This window comes from Leptothoe sp. LEGE 181152, assembly GCF_032906605.1.
GTDB classification, from domain to species: domain Bacteria; phylum Cyanobacteriota; class Cyanobacteriia; order Phormidesmidales; family Phormidesmidaceae; genus Leptothoe; species Leptothoe turfae.
The window spans coordinates 513,871-534,205 of the sequence record NZ_JASATU010000017.1 but is presented as its reverse complement, the minus strand read 5'-3'; the positions used below and the strand labels follow the sequence as shown (position 1 = coordinate 534,205).

Annotated in this window: 18 protein-coding genes; 9 read left to right on the top strand and 9 right to left on the bottom strand. The window is 45.1% G+C overall.

Annotated elements, in window-relative coordinates:
- Window positions 1–415: 415 nt before the first annotated feature.
- The 6 genes from QGP82_RS10530 to QGP82_RS10505 all read left to right on the top strand — a co-directional run bounded on the left by QGP82_RS10530 (window position 416) and on the right by QGP82_RS10505 (window position 6,027).
- Window positions 416–877: a Fur family transcriptional regulator gene (locus tag QGP82_RS10530; RefSeq protein ID WP_163660353.1), complete on the top strand. Its 462-nt coding sequence runs from the start codon at window positions 416–418 to the stop codon at window positions 875–877.
- Window positions 878–1,232: 355 nt separating this feature from the next.
- Complete coding sequence (locus QGP82_RS10525) at window positions 1,233–1,973, top strand: alpha/beta fold hydrolase (protein ID WP_163660351.1); 741 nt, start codon at window positions 1,233–1,235, stop codon at window positions 1,971–1,973.
- Window positions 1,974–2,111: 138 nt separating this feature from the next.
- Window positions 2,112–2,687 (top strand): Crp/Fnr family transcriptional regulator, encoded by a 576-nt coding sequence (locus tag QGP82_RS10520; RefSeq protein WP_006513766.1) that lies wholly within the window; start codon window positions 2,112–2,114, stop codon window positions 2,685–2,687.
- Window positions 2,688–2,915: 228 nt separating this feature from the next.
- Window positions 2,916–3,707, top strand: a complete 792-nt coding sequence (locus QGP82_RS10515) for a histidine phosphatase family protein (RefSeq protein ID WP_499059261.1) — start codon at window positions 2,916–2,918, stop codon at window positions 3,705–3,707.
- Window positions 3,708–4,297: 590 nt separating this feature from the next.
- Complete coding sequence (locus tag QGP82_RS10510; RefSeq protein WP_499058913.1) at window positions 4,298–5,356, top strand: Fe(3+) ABC transporter substrate-binding protein; 1,059 nt, start codon at window positions 4,298–4,300, stop codon at window positions 5,354–5,356.
- Window positions 5,357–5,580: 224 nt separating this feature from the next.
- The gene (locus QGP82_RS10505) at window positions 5,581–6,027 is read left to right on the top strand and encodes an SRPBCC family protein (protein WP_499058911.1); all 447 of its coding nucleotides are present in this window, start codon (window positions 5,581–5,583) and stop codon (window positions 6,025–6,027) included.
- Between the two features lie 66 nt (window positions 6,028–6,093).
- Here QGP82_RS10505 and QGP82_RS10500 read toward each other — a convergent pair whose 3' ends face one another.
- The 3 genes from QGP82_RS10500 to dpsA form a co-directional block, all read right to left on the bottom strand.
- A complete protein-coding gene (locus QGP82_RS10500; RefSeq protein WP_499058909.1) occupies window positions 6,094–6,867 on the bottom strand; it encodes a hypothetical protein in 774 nt (257 codons plus the stop codon).
- Complete coding sequence (locus tag QGP82_RS10495; protein WP_499058908.1) at window positions 6,857–7,441, bottom strand: (2Fe-2S) ferredoxin domain-containing protein; 585 nt, start codon at window positions 7,439–7,441, stop codon at window positions 6,857–6,859. Before QGP82_RS10495 ends, QGP82_RS10500 begins: the two co-directional genes overlap by 11 nt.
- Window positions 7,442–7,806: 365 nt before the next feature.
- Entirely contained in the window at window positions 7,807–8,346 is a 540-nt protein-coding gene (gene dpsA / locus QGP82_RS10490) for a DNA starvation/stress protection protein DpsA (protein WP_499058906.1), read from the bottom strand.
- Window positions 8,347–8,862: 516 nt separating this feature from the next.
- Between dpsA and QGP82_RS10485 the strand changes: the two genes are divergently transcribed.
- Window positions 8,863–9,075: an Asr1405/Asl0597 family protein gene (locus QGP82_RS10485; RefSeq protein WP_163660339.1), complete on the top strand. Its 213-nt coding sequence runs from the start codon at window positions 8,863–8,865 to the stop codon at window positions 9,073–9,075.
- Window positions 9,076–9,113: 38 nt separating this feature from the next.
- On the opposite strand, the gene QGP82_RS10480 is transcribed toward QGP82_RS10485, so the two are convergent.
- Window positions 9,114–9,296 (bottom strand): hypothetical protein, encoded by a 183-nt coding sequence (locus QGP82_RS10480; RefSeq protein WP_499058903.1) that lies wholly within the window; start codon window positions 9,294–9,296, stop codon window positions 9,114–9,116.
- A 211-nt stretch (window positions 9,297–9,507) separates the two neighbouring features.
- On the opposite strand from QGP82_RS10480, the gene QGP82_RS10475 reads away from it, so the two are divergent.
- Window positions 9,508–10,536 carry a chlorophyll a/b binding light-harvesting protein gene (locus tag QGP82_RS10475; protein ID WP_163702333.1) on the top strand — a complete coding sequence of 343 codons (1,029 nt, stop codon included), beginning with the start codon at window positions 9,508–9,510 and terminating at the stop codon, window positions 10,534–10,536.
- Between the two features lie 557 nt (window positions 10,537–11,093).
- On the opposite strand, the gene QGP82_RS10470 is transcribed toward QGP82_RS10475, so the two are convergent.
- Window positions 11,094–12,758 (bottom strand): ABC transporter permease, encoded by a 1,665-nt coding sequence (locus QGP82_RS10470; protein ID WP_499058901.1) that lies wholly within the window; start codon window positions 12,756–12,758, stop codon window positions 11,094–11,096.
- A 127-nt stretch (window positions 12,759–12,885) separates the two neighbouring features.
- On the opposite strand from QGP82_RS10470, the gene QGP82_RS10465 reads away from it, so the two are divergent.
- Window positions 12,886–14,004 carry a saccharopine dehydrogenase family protein gene (locus QGP82_RS10465; protein ID WP_499058899.1) on the top strand — a complete coding sequence of 373 codons (1,119 nt, stop codon included), beginning with the start codon at window positions 12,886–12,888 and terminating at the stop codon, window positions 14,002–14,004.
- 74 nt (window positions 14,005–14,078) lie between these two features.
- Here QGP82_RS10465 and QGP82_RS10460 read toward each other — a convergent pair whose 3' ends face one another.
- The 4 genes from QGP82_RS10460 to QGP82_RS10445 all read right to left on the bottom strand — a co-directional run bounded on the left by QGP82_RS10460 (window position 14,079) and on the right by QGP82_RS10445 (window position 19,977).
- A complete protein-coding gene (locus QGP82_RS10460) occupies window positions 14,079–15,038 on the bottom strand; it encodes an S-layer homology domain-containing protein (RefSeq protein ID WP_499058897.1) in 960 nt (319 codons plus the stop codon).
- 797 nt (window positions 15,039–15,835) lie between these two features.
- Window positions 15,836–16,471 (bottom strand): DUF6232 family protein, encoded by a 636-nt coding sequence (locus QGP82_RS10455; RefSeq protein ID WP_499058895.1) that lies wholly within the window; start codon window positions 16,469–16,471, stop codon window positions 15,836–15,838.
- Between the two features lie 17 nt (window positions 16,472–16,488).
- Window positions 16,489–17,688: an HlyD family secretion protein gene (locus QGP82_RS10450; RefSeq protein WP_499058893.1), complete on the bottom strand. Its 1,200-nt coding sequence runs from the start codon at window positions 17,686–17,688 to the stop codon at window positions 16,489–16,491.
- Window positions 17,689–17,736: 48 nt separating this feature from the next.
- Window positions 17,737–19,977, bottom strand: coding sequence for a peptidase domain-containing ABC transporter (locus QGP82_RS10445; RefSeq protein ID WP_499058892.1), 2,241 nt, complete (start codon window positions 19,975–19,977; stop codon window positions 17,737–17,739).
- Window positions 19,978–20,335: the final 358 nt, after the last annotated feature.

Here is a 20,335-nt window from a genome sequence, read left to right as displayed (position 1 = left end):
AGATGCTGTTCTTTCTATGCCCATTTTCTAAGAGTTACTACCGTTGATATATGCAACCCCTCGGCATGCTTTGGATTTGCCCCCTCCCTCACTATTGAAAATCTATATTATTTATGTGACGTGGGATACGAGAAGCCGTCAGCGATCTTTAATAGAAACTATCGTTAACTGTCTGGGCATTGAATTATGGTTATCGCAATGCTGATTTTTTGTAGAAGGCGTTAGATTAGTCGATAAACTAGGTATTTAATAGGCATTTTCGGCAATTGCGCTAGCTATTTAACATAAAAAACTTGACCAATCTAGGTCCTCTAAATAAGAATGAGTATCAATCTTGTTAATGCGAACTAGTCCATGGCGGAGTGCATAGCCCAAATAGCGTGGCTCAGGCGAAGCCTTTCCAAAGGAGAATCCCATGTCTTTCTATTCTGATGATGTATGGAAAGCCGAGCTTAATGCCCGAGGCTACCGCTCTACGCCTCAGCGTCAGAAGATTCTCAGTATTTTTCAGACCCTAAGTCAAGGCAATCATCTGAGTGCTGAGGATCTTCACGATGTTCTTAGAGAAGATGGCGAACGCATTAGTCTGTCAACGGTATATAGGACGTTGCATCTATTGGTGTATATGGGTTTATTGAGGGAATTAGAATTGGCTGAAGGACATAAGCATTACGAACTCAACCGCCCTCTGCGGGATCACCATCACCATTTGGTGTGTGTTCAATGTGGTCAAACCCTGGAATTTCAGGAAAATAATATTGATCGGATTGGTCAAGGACAGGCAGATAGCTCTGGCTACCATGTTTTAGATTGTCAGCTAATGCTCTACGGTGTCTGCCCTAGCTGTAAATCACGGGGCAAGGTCTCCTGTGGGTAGCCTAACTAATTGGAAGAATTCTTAATAATTCTGTCATCACACTTAATTCAGTAAGCTGAAGCCTTTTTCTCCAAGCGCTTCAGCTTTTTTATTATTCAGCTATCGAGATCTATTCCTATTTATCCAAAAGTGATTTATACTAACTTCGAAGCTTATTGAAATCTATAATCAATAAGCTGGTGGGCTTGGGAGGTTTCAATGTGGCCATGATTGGTTTGTTTCTAGTGGGGGCAAACGTTTGCCACTAGTTGCTTATTTCAGAAATAACGTTGAGAAGTGACGTTGTCGTCATCCAGGTTGTTTTACCAAATATCAAAACCCGTTAATCAGATTGTTGCGTTAATCATTATTGTCTATGTCTTACTTTCCCTCTGCGTTGTGGTTGACGGTTAGTCCTAATCTCAAGAGATTTGACCAGAGATTATTGTGTCGTCTGTCAAAGCGAGTTTCCATCGCTCGCTGGGAATATATTCAAACGGCTGATGAGCCCTGTTGTTTAGAGGTGGCCATCAGTTTGTTGCATGACTATTTGCATAAGAATTTTGTACATACCAAGCAGCCGATAGATTTAATAGGACATGGTTTGAGTGGCGTTGTGGGCTGGCTTTATGCCCAGCGATATCCAGAACATGTTAGATCATTGACGCTGTTGTCTGTGGCAGCTAGTCCAGGGGTTAATTGGCACGCACACTACTATGCTTTGCGACAGTTGTTACCCTGTAGTCGTGAAATTGTGTTGGCCCAGATGGCGCGAATGTTGTTTGGTCAACGCAGTTGTGATATCACCCGCGTATTGGTCGAAATGCTGCAACAAGATTTAGATTCAGGGCTCGCTATCCATTCTTTGGTGAAGTGTCAAGATATTGAGTCAACCCAGATTCAGCCTCCATTGTTGGTATGTCAAGGGGGTAATGATGCCGTTGTGAATGGTTCGGAACGTTGGCAGTCGTTGCTGAAGCCCAGCGATCGCATATGGACCTGTCCTGAAGGCCATCATTTCTTTCACTTTGATCAGCCGCGTTTAGTCGAATCCACCATCCTGCACCATTGGCAACAGGTAGAACAGTTAAGCCGTGCTGCTGTATTAAATCACTAGTGTTGCTGGTTCTTGGGAGGGTCTAATCTGAAAAATACTGATGTAGGACAATCTTGCTAGATCGATTCATCCTTTAAATCAGCAACGGAGATTACTAACTTTCTAGCTATATCCCATGTTGTAAACACTCTATTCACTATGTCTTCAACGCTGTTACAACCCAATTATCGTTTTAAGCGTCGCGATCGCATCTCTGTTGACACGTGTACACTTTGGCAAGTGCGCTCTGGGTTAGTGCGTACGGTCACCTGGAGTGAAGAGGGTGAAATTGTTGTTCTGGGTTTATGGAGCCCAGGCAGTGTTATTGGCGTTCCCATCAGTCAAGTGGAACCCTGTGAATTACAGTGTTTGAGTGCCGTTGAACTGATTCGACTACCCCTAGATTATCCCCTCACAATTGATATGCTGCTCAAGCATACGGCCCAGGTTAATCGCTTATTACAAATTATGCACTGCCGCCAGGTACAAGATCGATTGCTGCAGTTTACCTGTTGGTTAGCAGAGAATTTTGGTCAACCCACGAGCCATGGCCGGTTGATCACTATCAGATTAACCCATCAAGAAATTGCTGAAACCATTGGTACTTCAAGAGTTACCATCACCCGATTTATTAAACAACTGGAGGCCACTGGGCTTATGCGCTGGTCTGGTAGAGAACGATTTGTCAGCAATAAAGCCCTTAAGGCTCACCACAGAGAATTGATGATTGCCTAAACATCATCATAAAGAGGTCCCATAAGGTCCGTAACGCGTTAGTGCCTGTGTTGATTGTCGTCAGCACAGGTTTTTTCTCCTGTAATGCTGGAGTAATTTTTTAGGTGTGTTGACAACAGAATCGGCAGCTAATCGATATTTTAATGGATGTCAACATTTTTATTTGACATCCACTCTCAATAGTGTAATTAATCTGTAATGACTGCTTTAAACAGATGGAGAGTGATGATGAGACAACCCAAAGCTGTTGAGTTATTTTTAACCCTTGGTCTTACAGTGGCTCTTGTGGGCTGTGGTGGTGGAACGACGACTGGTGACACTGCTGATACAGCGACCGATGCACCCGTCGCTGAGATTGCTGAAGGCGGAGAAGGCGGAGAAGGCGGAGAAGGTGGAGAAGGTGGAGAAGGTGGAGAAGGTGGAGAAGGCGGTGCTGACTACAGTGCTGGAGAGCAGGCCAATGCTGATTTTCAGGACCAACTAACTGGCGCGGATTTATTGGCTGCACTGCAAGAAGGCGGTCATGTGATCTATTTCCGACATGCTCAAACAGAGCGTGACTATGCGGATCAGGCTGATCCCAACATGGACCTCAACGACTGTGAAACCCAGCGTAAACTCAACGATGTGGGTATACAGCAGTCAAAGGATATTGGCGCGGCCTTTGAAGAAAAAGCAATTCCAGTGGGTGATGTCATCTCCAGTGACTACTGCCGGGCATGGCAGACAGCGGATTTAGCCTTTGGTCGCCATGAGAAGAATTCCAAGCTAAACTTCCTGCCTTTTGAGGAATACACCGATGCTCAGGTGGAAGAAATGCAGGATAACGTGATGCCACTGCTGACAGCGGTACCTGAGGCTGGGCAAAACACGGTCATTGTTGGTCATGACGATATTTTTGAAGCTGCAACGGGTATCTATCCGGCCCCCCAAGGGTTAGCCTATGTGCTCACCCCCGATGGTGCTGGAAGTTTTGAACTGGTTGCCAATATGCTGCCTGAAGAATGGGCCGATCTATAATCTCCCTTTTAACCCATTAACTTTCCTTAACGCACACATGTGGTCCGATGGAGTCGTTTTCTCCATCGGATTTTCTGCCTAGAACATTGATATTGGTTATCAACTATATATTCTATAGAAAATAGATTAGTTAAACTTATTATGATTACTACCTGGCTTAACGTGTGTCTAAAGCTGGTGAAATTACCATAAACAAAGGATTTATCGCTTACAGAAGCGATAAATCCGCTTAAATGCGTGTTCAGTTTATTAGCTATTGATGTCAATAAGCTTCTGTGGGATAATCCTTTGGCATCTGTGAAATTACTGAAAGTGGGAGTCAATAACTACGTTCATGCTCAGTAATGGAGCGCTTAGATATATCGCCAGCCCGATATTTAAGCACGACAAGGATGGCTACTGATACAAGCGGGATTTGTATCGTTGCTCACCTTAGTCTCAGTGAGCAGAAATTGATGATTTTTGCAACCAGTTTGTTTTTGGGTTTTCATCTGTTAAAAGTAATCACCATGCAGAATGATAATTAATCCTAATAAACGATGCGTATTGATGGCGTTGTTCGCCTGTAGTCACCAGAAGGATCGGAATCTATGAAATTTTCACGGCGTTCTCTTTTGATTAGCGGTGCTGGTTCAACAGCAGCGTTTGCAGCAACTCAGGTGTTTGCCCCTAAGCGGGGTGTTGCGCAAACGGGTGAAGTAAACCTGTATTCTTCTCGCCATTACAACACCGATGACACGCTCTACAAGGAGTTTACTGAGCGCACAGGGATTCGGGTTAATTTGTTAGAAGGTAAGGCTGATGAGCTGTTAGAGCGTCTTAAGGCAGAAGGCGATCGCAGCCCAGCTGATGTGTTTATGACCGTGGATGCAGGCCGGCTCTGGCGAGCTGATCAAGAGGGTGTCTTTGCACCCGTATCTTCCACCATTCTAGAAGAGCGTATTCCTGAGAGTCTACGTCACCCTGATGGCCATTGGTTTGGTGTCAGCAAGCGGGCACGGGTACTGATGTACAACAAAGATTTAGTCGATCCCTCTGATCTATCTACCTATGAAGCCCTGGCAGATTCTCGCTGGCGTGGCAAGATTTTGACCCGCTCTTCCAGCAACATCTACAGTCAGTCTTTGACGGCGTCTATGGTTTCTGTCCATGGTGCAGCAGATGCTGAAGATTGGGCGACCGGACTGGTGGCTAATTTTGCACGTCAACCTGAGGGTAATGATCGGGCCCAAATTGAAGCGGCAGCCGCTGGCATCGGGGCAATTGCGATCGCAAACACGTACTATCTGCCCCGCTACGCCAAGGACAGCGATCCCGCTAAGCAAGAGATTTTCAAGAAGATCGGTGTGTTCTTCCCCAACCAGGGTGAAAATGAGCGGGGGACCCATGTCAACATTAGCGGTGCTGGTGTGGTTAAGTCTGCGCCCAACCGTGAGAATGCCGTTAAATTCTTGGAATATCTTGCCAGCGATAATGCCCAGGCATTCTTTGCCCAGGGCAACAATGAGTACCCCGTTGTTGAAGGAATTCCTGTGGATCCTGTTGTGGGTGAATTTGGCACCTTTAATGCCGATACCCTCAATGTGAATCAGCTCGGCGAGAATCAGTCTGAAGCTGTGCGCATTATGGACCGTGTAGGTTGGGTATAAAGGTTATAGGCTTTCATCAGATTGGTCCGGACCACTGGGTTCGGGCCAAAGTTTCCCTTCTCGCCAAGCTCCTCGATATGTCACAGGGCATATCGAGGAGCTTAGTGGGTCATGTCAGCAATTAAGAACGCTGCATGGCAAACAGAATCTAAGGGTTTAAATGTCGATGTGAGAGGCTTGATTACACTTGAGATGCTGCTTGAAGTGCCATCATCTCTATTGAAATGACCTCAATTACCGTCACTCGTAAAATTCTGGCTCCGGTATCCGTCGTGTTTAATGCGGTTGCTGATCCTAGCCAATTTGCCCAAGCAATCTCTGGGGAAACCAAAGTTGAATTTTTGTCAGAGAACAAATTAGGCGTGGGCACCCGGTTCCGTCAGTCGCGGGTACTTAATGATAAAGAGACAACGATGGAATTTGAGGTGACTGAATCCGTCCAAAATGAGCAGGTCCGAATTATTAACGAGACCAATGGCACAGTGTGGGATTCTATCTTCATCATCATTCCCTCTGGTCAGTTCAGCACATTAATCATTCAAATGGAGGCCATCAGCAAAAAATTGTTTCCTAAACTGCTTTTGCCCATAATGATGCCGCTATTTATCAAAAAAGCGTTGGAAAAAGATCTAGATGATTTAAAGTCATTTTGTGAGCAAAAGCTATCCTAGTCCTGGACAGGATTAGCCTCCATCTATGGACTGCCACTTGTGGACTGCCACTTGTGGACTACCACTCTATGGACTGCCACCCTGTGGGCTATCCCCTAATGTCTGTAACTCTTGCTGGGTAATGATGCGCGGCGTAATAATATAGATCGCTGTCCTTAATCCTTCCCCAAACACATTCAGGTACTTAATCTCAGCTTTATCGGGTAAACGCATCTCAAAAATTCTGTGGTTACGCACATCAGAATCATCGTTTCCCTCATAGGGGGTTAACTCATAGCCCTGAGCTTCTAATCTGTTTGTGATGTCTTGCACAGCGTCTATATAGTTTTGACCTTCAGCTGTGCGACAGTTTTCTAAGCCATAACAGCCTGCCTGTGAACCTGCCAGGTGGGGAAAATCATTGCCAAATTGAAATGCAATCCCAGCCTCTGGCTCACTATTTTCAGGGTCTAGTTCATCCTCATCAGAAAGCTCAATCGGTTGTTCTACCGCTTCAGGCTCTTCCAAATCTTCTAAAGCGTCTTCAATAATCGACAGATCCTCCATTGCCGACCCATTATCGGGTACCTGGAGCAGGGGAGGGGGCTCAACAGGTTCAGGCTCTTGTACGGTGGGCGCTTCAGGTTGAAGTGGAGGATCGGACTGGGGGATTATCGGTAGAGTCGTAATGGCGATCGCACCACTGTCCTCAATCACCTCCTCCGGGTCAGACTCTACGGAGATTGACCACCATTGGGGCATGGGCAACAGCAGCAGCCCCCCGTGGAGAAACACCGATAACAGCACTAATGCTCCCAATCCCCCAGGCAAACGCAATGGCAAAGAGGGTTTAACCAACATTACTCTGCTGCTGAAAATGCTCAGCAATCACCCCAGGTATCTGGCCAGGTTTGACTTTCGTATAGCGCTGCTTTTGGGGCATAACCACCATATTCGGACCCGCTTTGCACTTATCCATACAGCCCGTCAGCTTAACGTCAACTGAGTCGGTTAAACCATAATGTGCGAGGGTGGATTCTACTTCACGGCAGACCTGAGACGCCCCCCGTTTCCGACAACTGGACTTCTGACAAATTAAGATCTTTGGCTTCTTCTGTTTAGCCTTAGGCGGTGGTGTTGAAGCTACCGAGTTTGCGGGAGGAGTCACGACATCCGAAGGCTTAACCCGAATGACTTCTTTTGCCTTTAGTTTAGGCTCACCGGTTTCTTGATCAATGGACCGATCACCGATCACCCGAATCCAGTCACCGACCTGCAGGTAGCGAAACAGCATCAACCGTACAGATTTAGGTAGCTTAACCGCATACTGATCATCAGCTCCATGCAGGCTTAAGTACTTAAACGGAGACTTACTCCCCGCCATAAACCCTTCAAAACGGCCTTCCAGACAGAATATTTGTTTCTCTTTTGCCATGCCAGTCTGCGTAGCTTACTACGGCTAGTCTAACTCAGATCCCCATGCTTATTGAGACTAGTTCCTTCAAAATTAGCCAAATTAAATCTAGGACAAACTCCCATTAGTAAAGGCTATTGAATACTGACATACCCGAGCGATCTGCAAGGTAGTGGTGAAAACCCTAGTGAATAAAAGCATATGGCTGCTTAGAAAACATTGATAGCTATTGACATGCTGGCTATGTGTAGAAAAATGTCCCAGCTTCTTGACACTTATTTTCATTTGCTGTTCAATTGGAACTGGGAATATTTTTCAAATGGAAACCATTAAAAAACCTCCCCTTAGGGGAGGTCGGTCTTTGTTTGGGTTGTTTCTAGGGTTAGCTAGTTGTTGATAACAACTAAAGTATCATTGGCCAAGAAATGATTGAGGTGATAAGCGCGTTCTTCTGTCTTTAGCAGGATCGTTTCATACAAATAACGGGTGGCGCGATCCCCCACGCTCTCAGCTTGGGCAGCCTGGCGACGTAGAACTGTAATTATTGCCTGTTCTCCTGCCAAATCGTTTTCGATCATTTGGCGACAGCGATAGATGCCATCAGGTTCTGGGGTAAAGCAGCACAGCTCAGCTAGTTTGCTAAAGCTGGCAGCCGGTACTCCACCCAGTCCATCTAAGCGCTCACCAATGTCGTGAACATGGCCTTTTACCTGGTCATAACTTTCTTCAAAATAGTTGTGTGCCTGGTAAAACTCGGCCCCTTCTACGACAAAGTGATGTTTTTGGTACTGAATGTACATTGCCTGAAAACTGGCTAAGAGGATATTCAGACCTTCACATACAGGCGCTGTGATGGATTGTTCTAGTGCGATCGCGTTCTCTGTAACTTCACCAAAGGGGGTAACTAGTGCGGATAAGCTAACCATGTATGACTCCTTGAAAGGATTTAAGCGTGATGTCAAAGCTCGACTGAGCTGATTATTGCAGCATAGTTGAATTGTTCGTATTCCCTATGTTAGCTCACCAAAACCAACTAAAAGCACTGGTATGTATGGGCTTTACTCTTATTACGTGAGATGTATTCGCAATAGTAGCTCCCCATAATCAATGACAGACTAGGGAGTTGACCCACTTTTATCACTACCCACGTTTCATTGTTTTTTCTACTGATGCAATTAGCTTCTAGTTATTTTGTTACGACCTATTAGAAAGTAATAACGATTAATGACTGAATTTCTATTTTATTTATTGAGTACTTATCTGTCTTAGAAGAGTTGGTCGGCGTTTGACTTGAAATCTTTTAGAAATGAGGCTTATAAGCGTTTTATATATTGCTGTTGCCAATGGTTGCCAGGACCACTTTTTAAAGTTCAATGACATGGGTTCAATGGTTCGTCATGTCTTGGTAACTCCAGTCCCTATCAAATTTATTGAGTAGTTCTATGGTTGAAATTGATTGTTGTGAGCGGTGGGAAGCCTATTTTCGATTAAAGGAGTTGGGCATTACCTGTGATTGTAAGAGTTACCAACCCCTCAGAGTTCATGTTGTGTCAGCGAACGAAGCAATCCAGGTGTGGTGTGTGACCAATCGTTTGGCTCAGTCACGACAAAGTCTTGCAACTTGGTTAGAAAGCTGTCTAACTCTGGTGCAATAGTCCAATTAACTATCGGTGTTGCTGATCCCCAGGAGGATTTAATCTAAAAAAGATTGACTTAGGGCAAATTTACTAGCTCGATAATCCCCTAAATCAGCAACAGCTAAATATCCTCTCAATCTGGATGGCATTTGCCATCCTTTTTTATTGGGAATTTCTCTTTTTATAAAACAGGAAAATCGATCTAAAAGCTTGACTTTTATAAGCTCTAATCCTTGCATGTCATCTAATTAAATGTTTCTTAGATCACTATTATTAAGAATAGATCTCATTAGTTGCTAAAAGAAGCTTTATGGGACAAGCTAGTCTCAGCCATTGAAAATAATTTAGTTAGCAGATTGTTTTCAATCAGGATTTGTTGTTGCACCGTGACATCTATCTCCCTAGGCAACAACATAACTATCGTAGTTATTCGGAGACATCATCACTATTATGCAAGCGTATGGTGAATCAAGTCCGACTTACGACTGGTGGGCGGGTAACTCTCGCTTTGCTGATAAGTCTGGACTGTTTATATCAGCTCATGTGGCTCAAGCAGCCCTCATTACATTTTGGGCCGGTGCCTTTACCCTGTTTGAGCTATCGACCTATAATTCCTCTTTGCCCATGGGGGAACAGGGGTTAATTTTGTTGCCCCATCTTGCCAGCCTGGGGCTAGGTGTCAGCGATGGCATTATGGTTGATACGTACCCTGCTTTTGTTGTTGGCGCTGTGCACCTGGTTTCTTCTGCTGTACTGGCTGCCGGTGCCCTGTTCCATTTAGTTAAAGGTGAAGAAGACTTAAGCAAAGCTTCCGGTAGAGCCAAGAAATTCCATTTTAGTTGGGAAGATCCTAAGAAGCTGGGCTTCATCTTAGGGCATCATCTGCTGTTTTTAGGTATGGGTGCCATTCTATTGGTCCTATGGGCGACAAAATGGCATGGTCTTTATGATCCAGCTTTGGGTGAGGTTCGTTTGGTTACCAATCCCACATTAGATATTGCCACCATCTATGGCTACCAAACTCATTTTGCTAGCATTGATAACTTGGAAGACTTGGTGGGAGGCCATGCCTTCGTTGGCACCCTGTTAATTCTGGGTGGAATCTGGCATATTCTTGTACCTCCCCTCGGTTGGGCCAAGAGAGTACTCTCTTTCTCAGGGGAAGCTATCCTTTCCTACTCTTTAGGGGGGATTGCCCTGGCCGCATTCGTTGCTGCCTATTTCTGCGCCGTTAATACTCTGGCCTATCCCGTTGAATTTTATGGCCCCGTATTAGACACAAAGCTTGGGGTGTCTCCGTATTTTGCAGACACTATTCAACTACCCTTGGATGCCCATACGGCTCGGTGTTGGCTGGCTAATACCCACTTTTTCTTAGGGTTCTTCTTTCTACAGGGCCATCTATGGCATGCACTACGGGCAATTGGCTTTGACTTTAAACGAGTCAACAAGGCTCTAGATAGTATTGCCCAGGCCTAACGCTCTTAAATTTCCGACAGTTTAAGGGCTCATTAAGAAATTCTCCTCTCTCAACTTGGCCTGTACTTAGCAGTACAGGCTTTTTTGTTGAAATGGATCTTAATTGCCCCTATTGATTTTTATTTTTATTTACGGGAAACGTAGTATATGTGCCGTTTAGAGCGTCTAAACTTTTTGACTCCCATGGACGAGCGGGAATGCCTACGCCACTGCTCGTATCTAGATTTATAACACCAAAGCCAGGATAGTCTGAGCCCCCAGGCAGAGACTGCTATAAAGCAAACAATAAACAGCCAACCATGCCAGTTCATAAATTAAGATGCCTTAAGGGAGCATTTTTGCGTCAATGTAACGCATTTACTTGACCACCATTCTTCTCACTTATGATAACGGATCTCAATAAAATCACAAACTTAAGCGTGACATTCCCCCAATTGCTTTTACAAAAAGCAAACTGGCTCAGGTGAGCTATCCCCAGCCAGTTTGCTGGATAGCTGGGATGGCATCGTGGCCAGCCACGTTAGTCAGCTAGTAAGAATGGTCGTTACACCCTCAATCTATCTCTCGCGGGCAATACGCCAGCTCAACAAGATAACGGGTAACAACCCCACCAGCAAAATCATTAATGCTGGAGCCGATGCTTCCACTAGACGTTCATCAGAGGCATATTGATAGACTCTGACTGCCAGGGTGTCAAAGTTAAAGGGGCGCATAACCAGGGTGGCTGGTAGCTCTTTCATGACGTCTACAAACACCAACATAATGGCTGTTAGTAAACTGCTGGCCATGAGGGGGGTGTGGATTTTGACCAGGGTTTGACTAGGAGCACAGCCCAGGCTACGGGCAGCGTCATCTATGGTGGGGCGAATTTTGGCCAGACCTGATTCAACGGTCCCTAAGGCCACAGCAAGAAATCTGACTAAATAGGCAAAGATTAGGGCCACAATTGTGCCACTCAGAATTAATCCCATTGAATGTCCTGTACTGGCTTCTACCCAGGCTGCCAGTCCCTTATCGAGTTTGACAATGGGAATCAAAATGCCCACAGCAATGACTGCACCGGGGACAGCATATCCCATGGAGGCCAGACGCACCCCAAGACTGACAGTGCGTTGTTTACTCAAACGTTCGCCATAGGCTAAAACTAGAGCGACGATAACACCTATCCCAGCGGTGAGTCCTGACAAAATTAGGCTATGACGAGCCAGCTCAAAGAAGCGATTATCCAGGGTCTCATCCAGATGGGTGAGGGTCATGTGGGCCAGTAACCCACCGGGTAACAGTAACCCTAGGGTAATTAGCAGTCCGCAGGCTAAGGTTGCTCCCCAGGCGCGAATGCCTTTTAGATGGTAGGGTTGAGGTCGCTGAACACTGTTTTTTGCCTGATAATATTTTGCCTGTCGTCGCGACCAGCGTTCTAGAATAATCAGCACAAAAATGAAGACCATCAACATGGCAGACAGTTGGGCAGCGGCCACTTGGGCACCCATGCCAAACCAGGTGCGATAAATGCCAGTGGTAAAGGTGGCGACACCAAAATAGTCAACAGTGCCAAAATCGCTCAGGGTTTCCATTAATGCCAGCGATAGTCCTGCCATAATCGCTGGGCGCGCTAAGGGTAAGGCCACTTTAAAAAAACTGCGCCAGGGGCTACACCCCATGGAACGACTGGCTTCTAAGGTGCATACTGACTGTTCTAGAAAGGCTACCCGTGCCAGCATATACACGTAGGGATAGAGGGTGAAGCTAAACATGACAATGGCCCCACCCACCGAACGCACGTCGGGAAACCAATAATCGGTGACAGACTGCCAGCCAAATTGCGATCGCAACCAAATTTGCACCGGGCCATAATAATCCAGCCAGTCCGTATAGGTGTAGGCCAGCAGATAGGCCGGTGCAGCCAGCGGCAATAGCAGACCCCATTCAAATAAACGACCGCCTGGGAAACGACACATGGTTACCAACCAAGCCGTCGAAATGCCTAAAAACAGCACCCCAGCCCCCACCCCCACCATCAAGACCAGAGAATGGGTAATGTACTGGGTCAGTACTGTTGAAGCCAGGTGACTAAAGACCCCCTCACTATGGGAAAACACACTGCCCAGGACCACTAGAATAGGAGATGCCACTAACATGGCAATTAGCCACACTGTAATGATCCAGCCATTAATCGCAGGCAGATAATCACGAGATGCTTTGGGGGTGACGGGCAAAGTCATAAAGAATGAGGTCAACGTGTAGTTGGTTTATTGTCAGCTACAGCCGGTCTTTGCAGCAACTACAGGTTGTCAATAGTGAAGGTGTGAACGGAGGATAAGCTTGGCATAGCGTTGGGATAACTGGTTTATGGCACAGCGAGTTTTGATTATCGGCGGCAGTGGCCGCATTGGTCGGAGCGTGGCTGCTGATTTGTTGCGTCATACCGATGTGGAAATGACCCTAACGGGCAGACGTGCTCAGGCTGCGTTTAGTCTGGAGCCACGCCAGCGATATCAATCTCTGCACCTGGAAGACAAAGTGCGGGTGAGGGATGCGATTTCATCTCACGATTTAGTCATCCACTGTGCGGGACCATTTCGCCCACGAGATTTCCATATTTTGTCCCAATGTATTGAGCAAAAAGTTCCCTACATTGATGTTGCCGATAGCCCTGATTACGTTAGCAAGGCATTGGCATTTAGGGAGGTTGCCAAAGTGGCCGGTGTGACCTGCATTGTCAGCACTGGGGTGTTTCCCGGCATCTCTAATAGTATGGTGCGTCAGGGTATTGAGCAATTAGAAAAAGCTCAGCATGCTCATCTCAGCTATTTGGTGGCTGGGTCGGGTGGAGCAGGTGTAACCGTTATGCGCACCACATTTATCGAGTTGCAAACTCCCTTTGCAGCCAAAGTTAACGGTCAGCAACGCTTGATTCAACCCTACAGTGAGCGAGAAGTTTTACCCTTCCCTGCTCCCTATAACCAAGGGGCCGGCGTGTATTGGTTTAATACGGTTGAAGCCCTTACCCTGGCCCAATCCTTTCCTCAATTAAATACCGTAATCACTAAATTTGGCTCCCTGCCTGACATCTATAATCACCTGACCAGTTTAATGACTCTGATGCCATCTACCTGGCTAAAACAACCTGCCATAACAGAATTTCTCTCTCAGGTGAGTTATGCCATGACACAAGTCACCGATCGCTTCAGTGGTACAGGCATTGCCATGCGTTTGGCTCTCCGTGGGCAATCTCATGGACAAGCCGCCACCTACCTGGCTACGACGACCCATCCAGATACAGCTGCTGCTGCTGGGTATGGCACCGGCAGCGTAGCTCAGTTAATTTTATCAGGGCAACTCTCTCTCCCAGGTGTATGGCCAGTGGAACGAGCGCTGCCAACGTCTCTCTTCAAAGAAACATTGGCAGAACGGGGGGTAACGGTGGTTCACAGCACCCTCTGTCTAGATGAAAATCTGTCTAGATGAAAACTGTCGTGCCAAAACCATTCATTAGATAATCTTGCACTCAAACGTGCTGACTGGTATCACTACTCAGTTCATTAATCATCATCGTCGTCATCGTCGTCGTCGTCGTCGTCATCATCGTCATCGTCGTCGTCATCGTCGTCGTCATCATCACCGCCGTCGTTGCTGCTATCGTTATCAATATCAACCGAGTTATCTATCTCAATATCGTTGTTAATCGAGATAAAAATATCGAGGAAGTCGTCGGCCACATACTCATTACGAACATATTCAATAATTCCCAAGCTGGCCATGGCCTGATGGATAAAACCACAGGCTTCGGAACGACTCACTACTTGGGAAAGGTTGAGACGACTACGATTGGGGTAATTAACGATAATGCCACGCTCAGTCAGTGCTGCAATGATGAGGCGGTATTCCGTGGGAATAGTATCAGCGTCTTCATAGATACTGAGAATCTCCGTCACGGTCTTCCCCGAAATAATTTCGGTGTAGCCTAAACCACGGGCTAAAGAAACCAAAACATCTAATCGTGTCAGTCGTCGTTCTGGATTAGCAACAACATCATCTAGATCGATAAAGCCCATGGAATAGGCCTTTTGAATAGCATTATAGGCCCAGTAGCTGCGAGAAATGCCAGAAATAGACGAGACTTGGCGCACTTGCCTCACATCAAAGGCTTTGTTAACTAACGCCGAGAACTGAGCATGGGTCAATCCATTGGTAGGCATAAACATGCCATTGGGAAACCCTTCGATAATGCTACGTTCACTTAAGGGGTAAATAAAGCTTGATGCCCAATAATTTTGACGAAGATCTGTAAAACTAGTTTGCCGAACAACACTGCGACGAATCACCTGTGTCCTTTGAGTTTGAGCAAGCAATTCTGAATCATTGTCTGACGTTACTACCTGTGCATCACGGGTGTTTGCTTGCACCGTGCTGGAGAAAACGCAGAGAGAGAGTACTGTTAGACAGGAAATGCCTAGGCCTGTGATGTTGCGTACAAGTCCTAAACGTTTAGAAGTATCCATGTTTAATTTCCTTTAGATTCAGATAAATTAAAAACAATTTCACACATCGAATGTTCAGCCATCCCCGATTTTATTTGTACTGATATCAGCCCGTATCTATTGATACTCTAACCGTGGGTTACCTTTAGTGACCGGCAATCCACACCGAATCGACAACAAACAATATTAGGGCTTATGAGTCACACTGATGTAATAACAATATGGAAGGTCTGTAGTAGATTCTGTGGTAGAAGACCTTAGATGTGATTCAACCCCACCGTGCCTAGCTAGGACAAGATACTATGGACCAATTTTTTAAGTGGTTTTCAACTGGGAAATCTACGAAAAACTTAAGTACTATCGCGTAGATATTCTAGATACTTGCAAAACTGAGTAGCTCGTTACGGTTGTTTTACATCCCCACCAGCAACTTTGAAATATATTGACAACTCAAATACAACATTGTTCAAAACAATATAGGGTCAATTTGAAAATTGGTTGGTTTGCAAATGTTACTGATTTAGAGACAGCCAAAAAGCTAGTTTAATCTAATTTTGATCACGTATTTAAAGCTTCTGTAAAGACTGTGGCAAATAGTTTGAAGATTGTAGTTTTGCCCTTGTCAAACGTTGCTAGCGTATATTATCGACAATCAATATAACAGCCTAGATAGAACTCAGGAGGACATTGTCCTGAAGTATCCTAAGTAAATAGATGTCAGTGTGTTGCCCCTTCTTCAACCGTTAGACGCTTGCGCTTAAATCATCACCCCATTATTCCATCACTCATCCACCCCTCTACAGCCCCAACCTGGGTCTTTATGCCTTATGGAGGGTTTCGCCTGTGTACATATTAACCATCAGGGACTCATCGTTAAGATTGACCTGATCTAGACGGCGAAAAAGAATTTGATATAAGGTCTGAATTGCCTTGAGACTATGGCTTGTAATGACAACTTTTGACTCAGTCTGCATGGTCATGACAAGCCCGAATTCACCGCGTCTACGTTGTTCAATCCACCAATTAAAATACACGGCATACCCCAGACTACTGATGAATAGGAGCATGCCAAAAACGTGCACTAGCCAGGGTAGAGAGCCAATAACTAGCACTACACCAATTGTGGCTATAATCCCAGCAACAAAGTTACTGAGCTTTTTTTGAATGACGGATCGCCTGCGATGCAGTTTTACGATTTGCAGTGAGTCAATGTTCTTGATAGGATAGGCAGCCTCACCATAGAGTAACTCGGTGGCAGTGACCAAAGCTTCATCCCAAAAAATTTCTACCGTGTGGGAGCTAGGCTGAGACGCTTGCTTATCTACATGAAGCCTTGGGGATAGGGGGGCTGTATCCAGTACTAGTTCATTAGCTACTAGGGTCGCATCTCTAAGCGCTAATTTACCCTGTGACAAAGGCATTTCTTCTAGTTGTCGCTTGTCAGGCTGTACCACGGTAGTTTCTCAATAACTTAAATATTGCTGCTGAAACGCAGCTTCCTCAAAAAGAAGTTAAATAGCTTCTCTTGTCCAGTGATGATTGTTAGTTCCCCCTCCATCCCAGGTAACAACTCACAGGCCTCTGATCCGACAGCCTGTAGGGCCTGTTCTGTGGCTTCTACAGTGACTATGTGAGAGGTATCTGAAAGATTATCTGATTTGACTAGATCAGTTGCCACATCTGTTTGTGCTGATTCGATTAAGCTAATTTGGCCTGGTAAGGAACCAAATCTAAACGCAGCACATTTGGGTAAATGTAGCTTTGTAGGATGGCCGATTTCAATGTTTTGAATATCGTTATTAGGTAATAACGCCTTAATCACTAAACCTGTTTCATTGGAAATAACTTTAGCGATAGGTTCATCGGAAGCAACGGTCTGCCCTAACCTTTCAAGCTCTAAATCATAGACAGTACCTGCTTGGGGAGCACGAATTGTTAGGCTGTCGATTAATTGTTGAGTTTGTTCTAACTCTTTTTGTTCCTGCTTTAATTGGCTTGTAAGATTTTTTTGATATTCCAAGAGCATGTTCTTAGAATATTCAAATTGTGGCAGGTTATTGTTAGTTCCTATTCCCCCTGGCACCAATTGTTTTAACCAGCTAGACTCTGCTATACGTCTCTGTTCCAGGGAACTTAGCTGACCTTCAACTTGGGCTAAGCGCTCTTCAATCCCAACAAGCTGAGTTTTGATGCGAGTGGCTTTAGCAAGCAGTGTTGTATTTTTTAGAGTAGCAATCTCTTGATCTGGTTTTAGGGAGTCGTAATCCTTAACGAGAATCTTGTCAACAACTCCTCCCATACCTGCTTTGACAGACCGGATATCACCAATGGGCTCAACTACAGCTTCAGCTTTAACCGTTGTGTTGTAAGTGATTAAAGTAGATGCAAATGCCCCTATACCCAGTAAACTTGCCAAGCCTAAACCGCCAAAAATCAGTAGGCGGTTAGGGGACGGCAAAAAATCATCGACTACAGGTGATGCCAGAGACTGGGCCTCTTCTACAGATGTTTGCCGCGCTTGATATTCTTGTTTTGCTGGTAGGGTGCCTAAAGGTGATTTTGCTTGCTCAATTACAAGCTCAATGTCAGTAACGGACTCAATCGCTGTTGTTTTTTTTATTTGACTAGGCAACTCAAACATAGAATTTGAAATAGCATCATCATATTTCATGGGCCACACTCACATTGCCAATTATTATAAGTTTTTTGTGTAATTTGATTAGTTCTCTCGACGTCCTGGGAGAGAGGAAATATCAGAGATTGTTTTAGTGTTACTTGCCACGAGACGCTTAATTCCCCCTGAAGAGTAAGGTGATGACCCGTCTAGAAATTGTAAGTGACCACCTTCTTGACTGAGTAAGTATTCAGGCGAGCCAGCAATATCTGCTTCCCCGTTGTTAATGACGGTAACCCAATCAGCGATGCGGGTAACACTGGCGCGATGGCTAATTAGAACCGTTGTATGCCCCTTGCGATGCACTAACAGTCGTTGGAGTAGGTCAGCCTCACTGAAGGGATCTAATGCAGAGGTAGATTCATCTAAAATTAGGACAGCTGGTTTCAGCGCTAAGGCTCGAGCAATGGCCAAACGCTGTAGCTGACCTCCCGATAGATTAGATCCGGACTCTCCCAAAACGGTAAGATAGCCTTCTGGTAACTGGTCAATAAAAGAATCTGCGCCCGTAATGCGGCAAGCTGCGACAATCTCGTTATAGGTGGTCTTAGGTGCACAGAGCTGAAAATTTTCTAGAATTGAACGACTCCAAAAATGAGTCGTCTGGGATACTAAAACAATCTGTTGACGAACACATTCAGAAGATAAATCCCGTAGATTGTGTGGACCGACCAGTACTTCGCCTGACTGATAGGGATGTAGGCCCGCTAAAATCTTAGCAATCGTACTTTTTCCAGAACCAGAGGCTCCAACAAGGGCAGAGAATTTACCACCAGGAATTGAGAGGGAAAATGTTTCTAGTAAATTGAACCGCCCCGGATAGTGGAAGGTGACTTTCTTAAAGGTGATATCTCCATCTGAGGGAATTTCAGCTAAGGGCTTTAGCCAATCATCTGGATTTTCATCCTCGACATCAATAACGTCATCAAATCGTTGAACTGATGTCTTAACTTCCATAAATCTGTCTGAAAATTTAACCAGAAAACTAATAAATTCCAGAAAGCTATAGCTCATGATACTAAAGGCTAGGAGCTGCCCTAAGGTCAATTCCTCTTTAATCACCATGGAGGTGCCCAGCCAAAAGATACCAATTTGCCCAACACCTGATGTCAAAGTTGCTAACTGGCCAGTAAAAAAACTGAGTTGTACAGCGTCAGCTTTTTTACTAGCTAAATTACCAAATCTTCCCTGTATTTCTTTCCAAATTTGGGGCTGGGCCGTTGTTGTCTTTAATGTCATAGCCCCTCTGAAGATTTCCACCAGCATGGCCTGGTTCTTAGCTTTCAGAGATAGCAGACGTCGAATACGGATCTGAAATATAGGGAGTAATGTCAAGGTTGCTCCTAACATTAGGGCCGCTGTTAGCAGTGAGAAGGCTGTCAGACGATAGCTGTAGAAAAACAGCATGCAGCCAAGGGATACGGATGCTGTAAAAAGTAACCCAGGTAGCTGAACGGCTCCATCAACAATGAGCTCATTAATACGGGAAATATCTTTGAGACGACTAGCAAACTCACCGCTACGTCGAGTTTCATAGTAATTGAGCGGTAGCTTTAGTAATTTACGCCCAAACTCTAGGGTAATTCCTAGTTCTAATCTTTGAAAGATATTGGCGACTAACGTAACTTGGACTAGATTTAATAAGCTTTTAATGATAAAGAAGCCCAGAGCCGCTAAAGTCACCCTAGGCAACAGATGAATATCACCTGCAATTAGCACATCATCTGTGATGAACTGAATCAGAAATGGAAAAATTAGGGATAAAAAGCCAATGAAGAGACCGTATACTATTATTTGAATTAATGAAACGCGATAAGGCCAAAGCTTTTGTAGAACACCAATAACTCTGCTGGGTTGATCGGTTGATAAGCGATAAAATGGTTCATCGGGTACCAGCAAAAGCATGGCACCATCCCCCCAATTGCGCTTGATTTCGTCCGCACTGAGGTGGCGAATGCCAATACTTGGATCCGCTATAACGTATTTATTTTGTTCTTTTCCGTAGAAAACAACCCAGCGCTCCCTACCCCAGTGAATAATCGCGGGTAAAGGCAGGCGATGTATGCGATTAAAAATATCATCGGTTGCCTGACCAGAACGAGCTTGAAAGCCTAAGGCTTCAGCCCCTTGTTGCAGACCTAGTAAAGATGAACCCAGCTGGCCAGTTCCTACAAGTTCACGGACATGTGACAGAGGAAGTTTTTGACCATAGTGCTTGGCGATCATTGCAATACAGGCAATTCCGCAATCTTCTTCTCTAGGTTGATTAACAAATGAGTACTTCATAGGATTACGGTGTATGTGCCTTGGGGCCAATCACAAAACTTCCGGATATCAGATTCAATACCACAGGAGAAAAATACAGATAGAACCTATTTGTGATGATGAACCTTGAGGTAATCTTCGATAGATAACTCTTACTACCTGAAACGAAACCACCAGGATCAGAGCCGCTAAATTCAGTTAGATGGCGGATATTCTGGCTGAAATTCTATTTTTTAGTAGCTTTGAATACCGCCAATCAAGACTTTTCTCAACTACCTCCCTTAATACAAACATCATTAGTAATGAATAGCGATCCTTGAAAAAATCAGACAGGTAAACCTATGACCCATTCAAATGCATATGACAGCAAAAGTGGTCA